Genomic DNA, 14,809 nt, shown 5'->3' on the forward strand with positions numbered 1-14,809 from the left:
CCGCGTCCAGCACGGGAGCCATGCCGTCCTCGGCGCGCAGCCCGTCGGCCAGGTCGCGGGCGCGCCGGCCGTAGGACGGGTCGCCGGTCGCCTGCCGCAGGGCTGCGCGCCGGGGTGCCGGCCGTGCCGGTGCCGGTCCAGTTCGACGAGGGCTTCTGGGCCGCCCGCCTGGTCTCCCTCGGCGTCGCGCCCCGCGCCGTACCGCTCCGCAGGTGCACGGCCGACGCCCTGGCAGCAGCCCTGCGGCAGGCGACCGGCGACCCGTCCTACGGCCGGCGCGCCCGCGACCTGGCCGACGGGCTGCGCGCCGAGGACGGCATGGCTCCCGTGCTGGACGCGGTGAACCGGCTCGGCGGCTGAATCACCGTTCAGCTCCGTTCAGCGGCTGTTCAGCGACCTCGTCGCAAGCTGGTATCGCGGGCCCGGTCGCACGACACGGCGGGCACGGCACCGCGCGGCACAGGGAGCGGACATGAAGCGCAAGGGCAAGTGGATCGTCGCAAGCGTGGCCTCGGTCGCCCTCATCGGCGGCGGCACCGGCATCGCCCTGGCCACCGCCGGCGGGGACGACTCCGAGAAGCCCATCACGGGCAGCGCGTTCGACAGGGCGAGCGCCGCCGCGCTGGCGCACACCGGTGGCGGCAAGGTCACGGACACCGAGGTCGGCGACGAGGAGGGCTACTACGAGGTCGAGGTCACCCTCGACGACGGCAAGCAGACCGACGTCCATCTCGACAAGGACTTCAAGGTCCTCAGCACCGTGGCGGACAGCGAGAACGAGACGAACGACGAGGGCTGACCCCGTCCGCGCCAGGCCGTGACGTCACGGCACCTGCGTCAGGGCCCGGCGAGCCGCGGTCCCACCGGCTGGAGGACGCCGAGGAGGATGCGGACGAGCTCGTCGACGACCTCGTCGAGGGTCGCGTCCACCCACCCCGCGCTCCAGTCGTGCAGCAGCCCGTTGACGCTGCCGATGAACGCCGTCACGGCGAGGCGGTAGTCGCGCGGCGCCGCCTCCCCGCGCGCGACGGCGCCCGCCACCTCGGCACAGACGAGGTCGATCCAGCGTGCTCGGCGTGCGAGGCGCTGCTCCTCCAGGCGGGGGCTGACGCCGATGATCTCGACGAAAGTGATGCGGATGCGGCGCGGATCGGCGGTGACGTTCCCGGCGTACGCGCGGAAGATCACCGTGGCGCGTTCGGCGAGCGGCAGGCCCTCCGCCTCGGCCGCCGCGGCCAGGACGGCCTCCTGCGCCCACCCGTTGACCTGGAGGTGGAGCGCGGCCAGCACGTCCTCCAGGGTGCGGAACTCCTCGTAGAACTGACGCGTCGACAGTCCGGCGGCCTCACTGAGGGCCGCGACGGTCGTCCCCCGGAATCCGGGGCTGTCCCCGAACAACCGCAGCGCCGCATCGAGGAATCGCCGCCGCCGATCGGCCTGTCGCTCCTCGGCCGACTTCCCGCCGTAGCGACCGGTGGGCGCCTTGAGCCTGCCCGCCACGCTGTCCTCCCGCCGCCTCGCCGACCCGACGATCAATTTTGTCGTGTACGCAGTCTTGTGGAGAAGGGCACCCCCTCCTTACTTTTCAGTAAGTTGACTCTGAAAGCACTCGTGTTCAGATTCCACGCCCCGTTTTGGCATGCCCCACTCATGACGCCCACCCCCTTCAGAGGAAGAGAGAGCAGTCATGCCTGCCATCAGACCCAGGCACCTGTGCTCCGTAGCCGCCGCCCTCGCCCTGACCGTCTCCGCCTCCGCGACCGCCGCGACCGCGGCCGACTCCTCCGCCGCCCTGCGCGAGGTGCTGTTCGTCGGCAACAACTGGGACGGCACCGCCGATGTCATCAAGTCCTCCGGTGACTTCGCGAAGATCGGCCGTGTCAACGTCGTCCCCGACAAGGACGAGCGAATGGCGGAGATCAACGCCAACCCGATCAAGTGGATCTACTTCATGGCGATCCGCAACAGCGTCGGTGAGGGCCACGACCAGTTCGTCGACGACATGTACTCGACACCGGACGGGAAGTCCGTGGTCGTCTCGCGCCCGAGCTTCGCCGACGTGGTCTCCCTCGACCTGGCCACGGGTGCCGTCAACTGGCGCTTCCCCGTGTCCGGTTACCGCGCCGACCACATGGCGGTCTCCCCCGACGGCAAGCGGGTGGCCGTGTCGGCTTCGACCTCGAACACCGTGCACGTCCTGGACATCGAGAACGGCAGGGAGCTGGGCAGGTTCGCCACCGGCGACAAGCCGCACGAGAACATCTTCACGCAGGACGGCAAGTACATCTACAACATGGCGATCGGCGACGTGAACACGCAGACCGACGCCCCCTGGCTGGACTGGACGAAGGGCGACCGGCGCATCACGGTCGTCGACGCGAGCACGTACCAGCAGGTCAAGGTCATCGACATGCGCCCGAAGCTGGACGCGATCGGCCTGACGGACTACTCCGACGCGGTGCGGCCCGCGGTGTTCTCGCCGGACGAGTCGAAGCTGTACTTCCAGGTGTCGTTCTTCAACGGCTTCTTCGAGTACGACTTGGCCACCGACCGGATCACCCGCACCAAGACCCTGCCGAAGAACCCGGCGACCAGCGACGACCGCACCACCTTCGTCAACGACTCACGCCACCACGGCATCTCGATGAGCCCCGACGGCAGCAAGCTCTGCGTCGCGGGCACGATGGACGACTACGCGACCGTGGTGAACCGCACCACGCTTGAGGAGGGCCCGCTCGTCACCGCCTCCAAGCCCTACTGGGCCACGGTCAGCGGCGACGGCAAGTCCTGCGTGGTCTCCGAGAGCGGCACCGACCAGGTCACGGCCATCGACTTCGCCACCGGCCAGAAGCAGCTGTCCGTCCCGGTCGGCGACCATCCGCAGCGGGTCCGGCTGGGCCACGTGCAGCCCGGCTGGACGAGCCCCACGGGAGGCTGATCAGCCCAGGGCCTGGAGCACCGCGCCCACACCGTCCTCGGTCGCCATGTGCCGCGCGGCGACCGAGGCGGCGCGGGTGTACGCCTGCTGCCGCACGGCCCGGCCGAGCGCGTCCGCGAGCCGTTCGGCGGTGAGTGAGGCGAAGGGGATCGGGTCGGTGGCGGCACCGATCGCGGCGAGCCGCCCTGCCCAGAACGGCTGGTCCGCCGTCACCGGCACCGCGACCGTGGGCACTCCGGCGCGCAACGCGGCCGCCGTGGTACCCGCCCCGGCGTGCTGCACCACCGCGGCCACCCTCGGGAACAGCAGGGCATGCGGTACGTCGCCGATGGTGAGGACGTCGTCGCCGTCGCCCGCGAGTCCGGCGCTGCCCGCCTGGACGATGCCCCGCAGCCCGCCACGCCGCAGCGCCTGGACGGTGAGCTCGCTCAGCCGCTCGCCGTGACCGGCCGCCATGCTGCCGAACCCGACGAACACCGGGCGCGCTCCCGCCGCGAGGAAGTCCTCCACCTCGGCGGGGAGCCGGCGTTCCGGGGCGACGTACGGCCACCAGGTGCCGACGACGTCGAGTCCCGTACGCCAGTCGGACGGGCGCGGCACCAGCGCCGTACTGAAGCCGTGCAGGACGGGCTCGTGCGCCCGCTCCTGGCGTCGGCGTATCTCAGAGGGTGCCAGCGCTGGCAGGTCGAGGCGGCGGCGCAGTGCGCTGACGGCCTCGGTGTAGACGCGGTCGGCCATGCGCAGGGCGAAGCGGCCGGCGGCGCGGTTGCCGAGGCGGCCCAGCGAGCGGGTTCCCATGACAACCGGCGGGAAATCGCCGGTCGGGGCGGTGGGTTGGAGGTAGGCGCCGATCGCCGGGATGCCCATGGCCTCGGCCACATGCCGGCCGAGCGGTGCCGTGGTGGTCGAGAGCAGGAGCAGGTCCGTGCGTTCGTCCACCGCGTCGGCGAAGCCCTGCCCGAGCTCGGTGACGAACGCGGTGGCGGTGCGCATCAGCGCCCGTCGCCCTTCGACCTCGTGGCGGGCCTGCGGGCGGCTGGGCAGGCTCCGGAACTCCAGGCCGGCCTCCCGGACCAGCGGCGCGAAGGCGTCGGTCGTGGCGAGGGTGACGTCGTGTCCGGCCTCGCGCAGGCCCGCCCCGAGCCCGGTGTACGGCGCGACGTCACCGCGTGATCCGGCGGCGGCTATCAGGATCCTCATCCGTCCTCCTCATGGTCCGCCCGGCGGGCCGCGTTCGCATGGACGGCCTTGCACAGATAGGTGGCGAGGCCCGGCCGCTGCTGCGACGGCGGTACGACGAGCGCGAAGGCGCGCGGATCGGCGGCGAAGTCGTCCGCGATACGCCGGTGCATGTCGGGCGGACAGGTGGTGAACCAGCGGGCGATGTGCAGCCGGTGCTCCTCGGCGAGGTCCATGGCCCGTTCGCCGTCGGCGGGCTCCCCGTCGTCGAAGGCGGCGAGCAGCTCCGCGCGCCAGGCTGCGGCCTCACCCATGAGCCGGCGCCAGTCCTCCTTGGTGTGGGAGGCGGCGCGTGCCATCGACTCCTTCCGCCCCGGCGAGTCCTGCCACTTGAGCTGTGCCTGGGTGGCGTAGCTGAGGTCGAAGTCGATCTCTCCGAAGACCTCGAAGCGCTCGGCCGGATCCAGGTGCACGCCCGTCTGCTGGACCTCGATCGCCTGCTCGGCCACCTCGGCCAGTCGCCGGAGCCTGCCGATCTCCTCGGTCAACTGCCGCACCCGGGCCCGGAGATACTCCCGGGCGTTGGCCTGCGGATCCTTGAGGATCTCGGCGATCTCGTCGAGGGAGAAGCCGAGTTCGCGGTAGAAGAGGATCTGCTGGAGCCTGGCCAGGTCGGTGTCGTCGTACAGCCGGTAACCGGCGCCGCTGCGGCCACTGGGCGAGAGCAGTCCCGCCCGGTCGTAGTGGTGCAGCGTGCGCACGGTCACCCCGGCGAAGGCCGAGACCTGCCCCACGGAGTAGCTCATTCACCTGCCCTTTCGTCGGGTACAGCGTGCAGCCTGACGTAAGGGCAGGGTCAAACGGCGGTTCCTATCCGGCGTTCCGCGCGGCCCAGGCGGAGAGTTCGGACCGTGCGGCGTTCAGCAGCGTGGCCGAGGGGGCGCTCGCCCCGTTCGTCACGAGCGCGTAGTGCAGGACCCCGGAGTCGGTGTCGGTGAGCAGCAGACGTCGGCTGCCCGTGCCGCCCGGTTCCGCGGCCACGCCGACCGGGGTGGCCGAGGTGTACGACGGCGGGGCGTATGCCGTGCCCAGGTCGGAGACCACCGTGGTGGACCCGGTCGGGAAGGACGCCGGGAGGTGCAGTTCGGTCGGTGCCGTGCCGCTGTTCGAGCGCCAGAGCTGCAGCCCGTACTGTCCCGATCCGACGAGCCGCGCCACGTTCGGCAGGGAGCTCGGCACCGGGTTCCAGGTCAGCGTGGTGTCGCCGTCGCGGGAGCGGTCCTCGTAGGTGAAGGCGAGTGTCGTCCCGGAGGTGGCGCCGGGGTAGATCCGGTCGAGCAGCCTGGCGTCCTGCCGCAGCACCGCCGTGCCCGAGTCGTCGAGGCGTACGGCGGACAGATCCTCGTCGTTCCAGGCGTCCCCGGTGGTGAGGACCTTGTCGGGGTTGTCGTTCATCAGCTCGTGGTGGCGTCCGTTGTAGATGTCCCACTGCCACTGCGTACCGGAGAGCACCGGGCCGGATCCGGTCGGGTTCGACCACCAACTCGCGCCCGGGACCCGGGAGTCGAGGGCCTGGTACATCGCCTTGAGCACGGTCGGCGCCTTGTCGGAGACCGAGCCCGACAGCGGGTGGCCGAACTCGCTGACGATCGCGGGCGTCCCGGTGGCCGAGGCGCGGTCGCGGACCGTGCCGAAGTCGCCGGCGTACTGGCCGTCGACCGCCTTGCCCCACATGAAGATGCCGGAGATGGCCTTCTGGTCGTAGAAGTGGGTGTTGAAGACGAAGCGCGAGCCGAGCGTGCCCGCGTCGAGCAGGCCGCCCTCCTGCTTCTGGAAGTCGAGGTTGGCATTCCAGAAGAGGTTCGGCTCGGCGAAGAGGGGCTTGTCCTGCCAGCCGGCCGCGTCCATGCGGGAGCGGAACTTCTCGTAGAACGGCCACAGGACGTCCCGTTCCCAGGTGCGGCTGGTCTGGCCGGAGTCGTAGCTGCCGGCGTGCGGCTCGTTGTACGGGTCGAAGCCGACGACGCCCGCGAACTCGGCGGCGGAGACGTTCTGTCTGACGTACGCCATCGTCTTCTGGGCGGTCGTCAGGAACGCGTCCTGAAGGCCGTACTCGTTGTGCCAGAAGTCGTGCGACGCCTGCTTCACGGCCTCGTTCTGGGTGATGTTCTGGCCCCAGAAGAGGCAGATCCCACAGGACTCGTCCGGGTAGTCCCCCGCGTCCACGGCCCACTTGGGGGCGCCGTCACCCGAGTACCAGCTGTCGGGGTCGAACAGGTACCGGGAGTAGAGGTCCTGGTGGAAGTCGGGGTAGACGCGGATGCCGGCGTCGAGGAACGCGCGCATCTGGGCGGTGGCGGCGGCCAGATACGTGGTGTCCAGCTGACCTCGCACGGGCTCCGCGTAGGCCCAGGAGAGAAGGAAGCGGATCGAGTTGCCGCCGCCGAGGGCGCGCAGCGCGGTCGCGGACTTCTTCGCGTCGGCGACCGAGGCGAAGGGCAGGCCTCCGTTCTCCGCCAGCTTGGTCTCGCCGGAGACGTTGTAGCCGCGCAGGACGACTTCGCGGCCGTGGCCGTCGGTGAAGCGGCCGTTCTGCACGGTCAGGGGCGTTTCGTCGAACCAGAGGGAGTCGGGAAGGGTGGCGGCGGTGGCGGGAGAGGGGCCCGCCACCGTGAGGGATCCTAAGAGGACGACCAGAACAACCAGCAGACGCGCTCGTATGTTCGGCATGTCCACTACAGTCCGGCGATATCAGGACACCGTCAATACTCCTGACCCTGGAGTAAGTTGAGACTCGGCCTGCACCCCGGTCTCATCCGCCGTCGGACAGCCCCAGGTGCTCACGCGCCTCGGCCACCCACCGCAGCACTCCTTGCGCACCCGCCTTCCCTGCCGCGTCCGCCGCCTCCCGGAGCAGTTCCGCGGCCTCCTCGCGCCGGTCCGTCTGGGCCGCGAGATGGGCGAGCCCGATGAGATTGGCGGCCACCCCGGGCAGGAAACCGAGCTCGCGGCSCAGACGGGTGGACTCCTCCAGTCGGTCGCGTGCCGCGTCGAGGCGTTTGGCCATGTGGTCCGCGATGCCGAGGTGGCGAAGGGCGTAGGACATGGTCAGCCGGTCGTCGGCGCGGGTGGCGAGGTCGAGGGAGCGGGCGAAGGCGGGCAGGGCGCTCTCGGTGTCGTCGCGGACCACCTGATGGAAGGCGCCGACCCAGAACAGCGCCTCCCCCTCACCGCGCACGTCACCGAGTTCCCCGTACAGCCGCGCGGCCCGCTCGAAGAGCTCCAGCTCCCGCGCGTCCTCGGCCCGCTCCACCAGGAACCGGGCGTGGACGATCCTGCCTCGGGCCAGGGCGAGATCCGCCTCGACCGCGTCGAGCTCTCGGTCGGCCGTCGCCAGTGCGTCGCTGTCGCCGCCGAACACCGCGCGTTCGTAGAGGAGTTGGGCCTGCTCGATCCGTGTGTCCGCAGTCATGCGGTGATGGTACGAACGTCGCCCGCGCCGTCCCACTGACTTTTCAGGCGCCGACCCTGCGGGTCAGGTTCAACAGGTACTCCTTCCGGTTCAGCGGGTTGAGGTCGGTGCGCCGGCGCTGCGGAAGCGTGCCGCGCGGGGCGGGTGCGTAGTGGTCGAAGGCGCTCTCCAGCTCGCCCTCGCCGCGGGTCAGGCCGGGCAGCTGCTGCTCCAGCTCGTGCACGTGAGCCGCGGGCACCGATCCCTCCAGAACGCAGGAGGCGCCGCGTGTCTCCGTTGTCTGCGGCACCGCGCGCAGCCTGGCGAACACCGGCAGCAGGGCCGCCAGGGTGTCGGTCGGGGCCTCGATGCGGAAGCGGTGCAGGGGCTCGTACACCTGCGTACCCGCCCGGCGCAGCGCCTCGATCAGGACCAGCGGGGTCACGCCCCGGAAGTCGTAGCCGGTGCTGGACATGCTCTTGTCGAAGCCCTGGTGGGCGTGGCTCTGGCGGGGCGAGTAGCCGGAGTGGGTCATGGTGACCGTGCAGTCGGGGACCTGCCAGCCGTGCAGGCCCTGGCCGAGGGTCTCGCGCACGGTGTCCTCGACGGCCTTGAAGAAGGCGTACGGCATGGAGCCCAGCTCCACCTCCAGGCGGAACTCCACGCCGGACCCGGCCGGCGCCGGCTCGACGCGCAGGCCGACCGTCGCGAGGAACGGGTTGCCGTCCTTCTTGTTGAACTCGACCGCCCCGCCCGAGCCGACCGGCCGCTCGACGCACAGCGGTGTCGTCTCGCGGAAGGTGACGTCGAGGCCGAAGTCGTCGGCGAGGGTGGCCTGGATGACCTCCTTCTGCACCTCGCCGTAGAGGGAGACGAAGGTCTCCTGGCGTACCTCGTCGTGGCGCAGGTCGATCAGCGGGTCCTGCTCGGCCAGGCGGGTGAGGGCGCGGTGCAGGGCCCTGCGGTCCACGCCGTCGGACGGGGCGACGATCGTCTCCAGGGTGGGCGGGGCGAAGAAGTGCCCGTACGACTTGCGGGGCTCGCCGATCGTGTCGCCGATCCTGATGTCGGCCAGGCCCCACAGCTTGGCGATGCGGCCGGCGGCGACGGCATCGCCCCGCACATCCGTCCCCCCTTCGAAGACGCTGATCGCGGTGATACGGCCCTCGGCGCGGGGGTCCCCGAGCTCGCCCTGGGCGCGGGAGTCGCCGAGATCGCCGGTGCCGCCCGTCTCCCCGGCGGCGCCGAAGCGGATCCGGTCGCGGGTGCGCAGGGTCCCGGAGAACATCCGGGCGTAGGCGACCTTCTCCCCCGCCGGGCCCCGCTCCACCTTGAAGACGGTCCCCGACACCGGTCCCTCGGCGTCGCCGTCCGCGGCGGGCAGCAATTCCTTGATGCCGTCGATCAGCGCGTCGACGCCCGCGCCGGTGACGGCGGAGCCGAAGTACACGGGGTGGACCAGCGCCTGCCGGGACTGGTCGGCCAGGGCGGCGCGCAGGGCGCCGCGGGAGACCGTGTCCTCGATGTACGCCGTCAGCAGCCCGTCGTCGTGGTCGGCGAGGACGTCGAGCGCCGACGGTGCGAGGCCGGGGACGAAGCGGGCGTCGCGGGTGCCGAGGGCGTCGGCCGTGCCCATCGGTACGACGGCCGCCGTCAGCCGTTCGGACACGGCTCGCAGGACGGCGTCGTAGCGCGCCCCGCGTCGGTCGATCTTGTTGACGAAGACGAGGGTCGGGATGCGCAGCCGGTGCAGCGTGCGCATCAGCACCCGCGTCTGCGGCTGGACGCCCTCGACGGCCGAGACGACCAGCACGGCGCCGTCGAGCACGCCGAGCACCCGCTCCACCTCGGCGATGAAGTCCGGGTGGCCGGGGGTGTCGATGAGGTTGACCGTCACGTCGTCCAGCGCGAAGGAGACGACGGCGGACTTGATGGTGATGCCGCGCCGGCGCTCCAGCGCGAGCGAGTCGGTCTGGGTGTTCCCCGCGTCGACGCTGCCGATCTCGTCGATCACACCGGCCGAGTGCAGCAGGCGCTCGGTCAAGCTGGTCTTACCGGCGTCGACATGGGCGAGGATCCCGAGGTTGAGCAAATGCACGAAGCGTCATGTCCTTCGATGAGGGGGTGATTCCTTCCTGGGGGGACATGAACGCAGTGCGCATTGCTGCTCCCCTGTGCGTGACGACGGGTCCCGTGCAGTGCAGCAGGGCCCGCCCCGCGCAGGCAATGGATTAATGCTCAACGAACGCTGCCGCATGACTCGCCGCGGACGCCGCGCTCCTCGTTTTCGCCCGTGCCCTGCGCGCGGCGGGCGTCGACGCGAGCGCCGAGCGCGTGCACGCCTTCCTGTCAGCGGTGGACGTCCTGCGGCCGGGGATACGGGCGGACGTGTACCGGGCGGGGCGCTTGACGCTGTGCGGGGACCGGGACGACCTGGAGCGCTACGAGCGGGTGTTCGCCGCGTACTTCGGTGACGGTTCGCGTTCCGGTCGGCCGGTGTCCGCTCCTCCCCGCTCGGCTGCGGCTGGTCGTCAGCGGCGGAGCCGGCGCCGTCGAAGTCCTGCGCCACCGTGATGTCGCCGATCTGGACGCCGCCGAGCGGGAGCAGGTGCGGCGGCTGCCGGCGGCGTTCGCGCTGCGCGGCCAGGCGCGGCGCTCCGCACGCCGGACCCCGGCCAGACGCGGCGAGGTCGATCCGCGCCGGACGGTGCGGGAGCTGCCGCGGCGCGGCGGGGAGCCCGCGCGCCTGCGCCGGCACGCGCGGTCCGAGCGGCCCCGCCGGGTCGTGCTGCTCGTGGACGTCAGCGGCTCCATGGCGCCCTACTCGGAGGCGCTCCTGCGCTTCGCGCACGCGGCCGCCCGAGGCAGCCGTACGGAGGTGTTCACGATCGGCACCCGGCTCACCCGGGTGACCCGTGAGCTGGGGCACCGGGACCCGGACCTGGCGATGGCCGCGGTCGCGGCGGCGGTGCCCGACCGGCGCGGGGGTACCCGGCTGGGGGAGCTGCTGCGGGCGTTCCTGGACCGCTGGGGGCAGCGCGGCATGGCGCGCGGTGCGATCGTGGTCTTGCAGTCCGACGGCTGGGAGCGCGGCGATCCGGAGCTGCTCGCGGACCAGATGCGCCGCCTGCACCGGCCGGCGCACCGGATGATCTGGGCAATCCGCGCAAGGCCCGCCCGGGCTACGCGCCCCTGGCGGCCGGGATGGCGGCGGCCCTGCCGAGCGTGGACGCCTTCGTCGAAGGGCACAGCCTGGCCGCCCTGGAGCGGCCGGCGGCGGTGGTGAGAGGAGCGGACGATGCGTGAGATTCTCCCGGTGATCAGCCCCTGGTACGCGGCCCGGGTGCCGTTCGGACTCGCCACCGTGGTCGCGACCAGCCGCAGCGCCCCGCGCGACCCCGGGGCCGCGATGGCGGTGGGCCCCGACGACGAGGTCGTGGGCAGTGTGTCCGGCGGCTGTGTCGAGGGAGCCGTCTTCGAGCTCGCGCAGGAGGTCGTGGCGAGCGGTGAGGCACGGCTGGAGACCTTCGGGTACAGCGACGAGGACGCGTTCGCGGTGGGGCTCACCTGCGGCGGTGAGATCACCTTGCTGGTACGTCCCGTGACGGCCGCCTCGGATCCGTCCTTCGGCGAGGTCGCCGAGTCGGTCGCGGCGGGCCGCCCGGTGACCGTGGCGACGGTGACCGACGGACCGGCGCCGCGCGGAGCGACGCTGGCGGTGTGGCAGGACCGGGTCGCCGGCACGCTCGGCACGCCCGGCCTGGACGTGGCGGTCACCGCCGACGCGCGCGGCGAACTCGCCCTGGGCGCCACGGGGCTCCGGCACTACGGACCGCACGGCGAGCGCCGCGAGGACGCGGTCAGCGTCTTCCTGCACTCCTTCGCACCACCGCCGCGCATGCTGGTCTTCGGCGCGATCGACTACGCGGCCTCGGTCGCCCGCATCGGCGACTTCCTCGGCTACCGGGTCACGGTGTGCGACGCCCGCCCGGTCTTCGCCACGCCGAAGCGCTTCCCGGCGGGCGTCGAGGTTGTCGTGGACTGGCCGCACCGCTATCTGAGCGGCACGGACACCGACGAGCGCACGGTGATCTGCGTGCTCACCCACGACCCGAAGTTCGACGTCCCCCTGCTGGAGGAGGCGCTGCGGCGTCCGGCGGCGTACATCGGGGCGATGGGCAGCCGCCGTACGCACGACGACCGGATGAAGCGGCTGAGCGAAGCCGGGCTCGACGAGGGCGAGTTGGCCCGGCTGCGCTCCCCGGTCGGGCTCGACCTCGGGGCCCGTACGCCCGAGGAGGTCGCCGTGTCCGTCGCCGCCGAGATCGTCGCCCTGCGGTGGGGCGGCACCGGCGCCCCACTCACGGCGACGGCGGGCGCCATCCATCCCTCGTCGTAGCAGCCGGCTGGAGGAAGTCATGGAGCTGCACCACGAGTTCACCGTCCCCGTCCCGGTCGACGAGGCCTGGCGCACGCTCCTCGACATCGAGCGGGTCGCGCCCTGCATGCCCGGGGCGAGCGTCGAGGAGTACGACGGCAAGACCGTGACCGGCGCGGTGAAGGTCAAGGTGGGTCCGATCACCGTGACGTACAAGGGCACGGCCGTCTTCGAGGACCAGGACGAGACGGCGCACCGCATGGTGCTCGTCGCGAGTGGCCGGGAGACGCACGGCCAGGGCACCGCACGGGCCACGATGACCGGCACGCTCAGCGAGCACGACGACGGTACGGCCGTGTCGGTGCGCACCGATCTGGCGGTGACCGGACGTCCGGCGCAGTTCGGGCGCGGGGTGATGGCCGAGGTGGGCGACCGGCTGGTCGGGCAGTTCGCCGCGTGCCTGTCGGAGCGGCCGGCCGAGCCCGCGGTCGGTGCGGCGGCGGTGGGTGAGGACGAACCGCAGGAGCCGCTCGACCTGCTCCGCTCGGCCGCAGTGCCGGTGGTGAAGCGTGCGGGGGCCTTGGTGGCGGTGGTTCTGGGGGTGCTGGTGGTGGCACGGCTGCGGCGGTGGCGGGCCGGACGGAAGTGACCGCCATCAGGATGTGTAGGACGGGCGAGAGCGGGTAGTCGCGCCACAACGGAGACTTACGTGTCTCCGAGAAACAGCCTCTGAGCGGGAAGGAGGTCCATGACAGCGCATAAGCAGCGCCCGGGCCGCTTCCCCACGCGCGGAGCGGCCCGGTTCTTGTCTCACCGCCCTCAGCGCCGCTGAGGCAGCCGGTGCAGCGCCACCTCCCCCAGCGAGCCCTCCCCCACGGTCGCGGTCATGTACGTGCAGTGGGGCTGTCGGCGGCGGTCCGTCGGGGAGCCGGGATTGAGCAGACGCAGACCTGAAGGGGCGGTCGTGTCCCAGGGGATGTGGCTGTGCCCGAAGACCAGGACGTCCAGGTCGGGAAAGCGGGCCGCGCAGCGCGCCTCGCGCCCCTGGGCGGACCCGGTCTCATGGACCACGGCGAAACGCAGGCCGCCGAGCTCGGCGTACGCCACCTCGGGGAGCCGGGCGCGCAGGTCCGGGCCGTCGTTGTTGCCGTAGACCCCGACGAGGCGGGCGGAGCGGCTCTCCAGCAGGTCGAGTGTGGCCGTGTCGACCCAGTCCCCCGCGTGGAACACGACGTCGGCGCGCGGGAGTTCGGCGAGCAGCGCCTCAGGGAGGGCCCTGGCGCGCTTGGGCAGGTGGGTGTCGGACATCAGCAGCAGGCGCACGCCATCAAGCTACCCAGGGACAAGATCACCGTGCGGACCGCCGTGGTTGAGCGGTGGACAAAACCGGTGACACAGTTAGGATCTGGCCACGAGCACCGTAATCTGACGTAAACGCACAGCGACCCCTAGGGGGCTCGGACCCGGATGCCGGTCAAGGTCAGCGTCGTCGTCCCCGTGTACAACCCGGGGGTCTACATCGAGGACTGCATCACCTCGCTGCTCGCACAGTCGCTGCCGCCCGACGCCTACGAAGTGATCTTCGTCGACGACGGCTCCACCGACGACACGCCGGCCCGGCTCGACGCGGTCGCCGCCGCGGAGCCCCGGGTGACCGTGGTGCACCAGGAGAACTCGGGCTGGTCGGGCAGGCCGCGCAACGTCGGTATCGCCGCCGCCCGGGGCGAGTACGTGATGTTCGTCGACAACGACGACTACGTCGGCGACGAGGCCCTGGAGCGGATGTACGACTACGGCGTGGCCAACGGCGCCGATGTCGTGGTCGGCAAAATGGCCGGCAAGGGCCGCGGGGTTCCGGTGGAGCTGTTCCGGCGCAACCACCCGCGGGCCACCGTCGAGAACGCGCCACTGATCGACAGTCTGACCCCGCACAAGATGTTCCGGCGCGCCTTCCTCGACGACATCGGGCTGCGCTTCCCCGAGGGCCGGCGGCGGCTGGAGGACCACGTCTTCGTCACGGAGGCGTATCTGCGCGCGTCCAACGTCTCGGTGCTCAGCGACTACGTCTGCTACTACCACGTCCGCCGGGACGACGCCTCGAACGCCGGATTCCAGCGCTTCGACCCGGGCGGCTACTTCAAGAACCTCCGGGAGGCCCTGGACGTCGTCGAGCGGTACACCGAGCCGGGGCCCCTGCGTGACCGGCTCTTCCGGCGCTGGCTGCGGGTGGAGATGGTCGAACGGATGCGCGCGCGCAGGATGCTCGCGCTCCCGGCGGACTATCGCCGGGAGCTGTTCGAGGAGATGCACCAGGTCGTCGTGGAGCGCTTCGGGCCCGGTGTCGCGGCCGGGCTGCAGCCGACGCAGCAGGTCGTCGCCGCGCTGATCGCCGCCGGCCGGTACGACGACGTCGAGGCGTTCGCCGAGTGGGAGGCCGGCATCGCCCTCACGGCCGTACCCGAGGGTGTGGCCTGGGAGAACGGCACACTGCGGGTCGCCTTCAGCGCGCAGTACACGTCCGCAGCCGAGCCGATGACCTTCGCCGCCGGCGCGGCGCCCGCGCCGCTCGACGGTCCGCCCGAGGACCTGGCCGCCGCCATCGCCTGGGTGGGCGCCGACACCGCCGCCCGGTTCGACCGGGCCACCGCGGATCTGCTGGTGCGCGAGCGGGCCAGTGCCGCCCAGTACTTCCAGCCGGTGGAGTTCACCCGACAGGAGGTGCCGGCCGGGGACGACGGCCGGGTCCGGCTGGTGCTGCGCGCGAGCGCCGCCGTCGACCCCGCCACGCTCACCCGCGCCGGCGTGTGGGACGCGCTCGTCCGCGTCAGGCTGGGCGGCTGGACCAAGGAGTGCCGCCTCGGCC

At 71.9% G+C, this 14,809-nt stretch carries 14 protein-coding genes; 7 read left to right on the forward strand and 7 right to left on the reverse strand.

All coding sequences use genetic code 11. From position 1 onward, the window contains the following. Both EAO75_RS30525 and EAO75_RS30530 read left to right on the forward strand, forming a co-directional pair. Nucleotides 1–360 (forward strand): glycosyltransferase (locus EAO75_RS30525; protein ID WP_410092495.1); only part of this gene is annotated, 360 nt, incomplete at its 5' end. A gap of 112 nt (nucleotides 361–472) precedes the next feature. Then, nucleotides 473–799: a PepSY domain-containing protein gene (locus EAO75_RS30530; RefSeq protein ID WP_147998378.1), complete on the forward strand. Its 327-nt coding sequence runs from the start codon at nucleotides 473–475 to the stop codon at nucleotides 797–799. Nucleotides 800–837: 38 nt separating this feature from the next. Here the strand turns inward: EAO75_RS30530 and EAO75_RS30535 are convergent, their stop codons facing one another. Continuing rightward, a complete protein-coding gene (locus tag EAO75_RS30535; RefSeq protein WP_147998379.1) occupies nucleotides 838–1,500 on the reverse strand; it encodes a TetR/AcrR family transcriptional regulator in 663 nt (220 codons plus the stop codon). Between the two features lie 187 nt (nucleotides 1,501–1,687). Between EAO75_RS30535 and EAO75_RS30540 the strand changes: the two genes are divergently transcribed. Beyond that, complete coding sequence (locus EAO75_RS30540) at nucleotides 1,688–2,938, forward strand: YncE family protein (RefSeq protein WP_147998380.1); 1,251 nt, start codon at nucleotides 1,688–1,690, stop codon at nucleotides 2,936–2,938. On the opposite strand, the gene EAO75_RS30545 is transcribed toward EAO75_RS30540, so the two are convergent. The 5 genes from EAO75_RS30545 to EAO75_RS30565 form a co-directional block, all read right to left on the reverse strand. Then, the gene (locus EAO75_RS30545; protein WP_147998381.1) at nucleotides 2,939–4,138 is read right to left on the reverse strand and encodes a glycosyltransferase; all 1,200 of its coding nucleotides are present in this window, start codon (nucleotides 4,136–4,138) and stop codon (nucleotides 2,939–2,941) included. Further along, nucleotides 4,135–4,923, reverse strand: a complete 789-nt coding sequence (locus EAO75_RS30550) for a MerR family transcriptional regulator (protein ID WP_147998382.1) — start codon at nucleotides 4,921–4,923, stop codon at nucleotides 4,135–4,137. Before EAO75_RS30550 ends, EAO75_RS30545 begins: the two co-directional genes overlap by 4 nt. A gap of 64 nt (nucleotides 4,924–4,987) precedes the next feature. Then, nucleotides 4,988–6,847, reverse strand: a complete 1,860-nt coding sequence (locus tag EAO75_RS30555; protein WP_147998383.1) for a cellulase family glycosylhydrolase — start codon at nucleotides 6,845–6,847, stop codon at nucleotides 4,988–4,990. Nucleotides 6,848–6,929: 82 nt separating this feature from the next. Continuing rightward, nucleotides 6,930–7,589, reverse strand: a complete 660-nt coding sequence (locus EAO75_RS30560; RefSeq protein ID WP_147998384.1) for a tetratricopeptide repeat protein — start codon at nucleotides 7,587–7,589, stop codon at nucleotides 6,930–6,932. A 43-nt stretch (nucleotides 7,590–7,632) separates the two neighbouring features. Next, nucleotides 7,633–9,666 carry an elongation factor G gene (locus EAO75_RS30565; protein ID WP_147998385.1) on the reverse strand — a complete coding sequence of 678 codons (2,034 nt, stop codon included), beginning with the start codon at nucleotides 9,664–9,666 and terminating at the stop codon, nucleotides 7,633–7,635. Between the two features lie 372 nt (nucleotides 9,667–10,038). Here EAO75_RS30565 and EAO75_RS30570 point away from each other — a divergent pair, with 372 nt between their 5' ends. Genes EAO75_RS30570 through EAO75_RS30580 form a run of 3 tightly spaced genes read left to right on the forward strand, consistent with a single transcriptional unit; the run spans nucleotide 10,039 to nucleotide 12,595 of the window. Next, the gene (locus tag EAO75_RS30570; RefSeq protein WP_261989491.1) at nucleotides 10,039–10,854 is read left to right on the forward strand and encodes a VWA domain-containing protein; all 816 of its coding nucleotides are present in this window, start codon (nucleotides 10,039–10,041) and stop codon (nucleotides 10,852–10,854) included. A gap of 12 nt (nucleotides 10,855–10,866) precedes the next feature. Further along, nucleotides 10,867–11,967, forward strand: a complete 1,101-nt coding sequence (locus tag EAO75_RS30575) for an XdhC family protein (protein WP_147998386.1) — start codon at nucleotides 10,867–10,869, stop codon at nucleotides 11,965–11,967. 19 nt (nucleotides 11,968–11,986) lie between these two features. Continuing rightward, nucleotides 11,987–12,595 (forward strand): SRPBCC family protein, encoded by a 609-nt coding sequence (locus tag EAO75_RS30580; RefSeq protein ID WP_147998387.1) that lies wholly within the window; start codon nucleotides 11,987–11,989, stop codon nucleotides 12,593–12,595. A gap of 170 nt (nucleotides 12,596–12,765) precedes the next feature. On the opposite strand, the gene EAO75_RS30585 is transcribed toward EAO75_RS30580, so the two are convergent. Beyond that, on the reverse strand, nucleotides 12,766–13,269 hold the full coding sequence (locus tag EAO75_RS30585; protein ID WP_147998388.1) for a metallophosphoesterase family protein: 504 nt from the start codon (nucleotides 13,267–13,269) through the stop codon (nucleotides 12,766–12,768). A gap of 144 nt (nucleotides 13,270–13,413) precedes the next feature. Here EAO75_RS30585 and EAO75_RS30590 point away from each other — a divergent pair. Further along, on the forward strand, nucleotides 13,414–14,809 hold a 1,396-nt coding region (locus EAO75_RS30590), incomplete at its 3' end, for a glycosyltransferase family 2 protein (protein WP_147998676.1).

Source organism: Streptomyces sp. UW30 (assembly GCF_008042075.1).
In the GTDB taxonomy this organism is placed as follows: domain Bacteria; phylum Actinomycetota; class Actinomycetes; order Streptomycetales; family Streptomycetaceae; genus Streptomyces.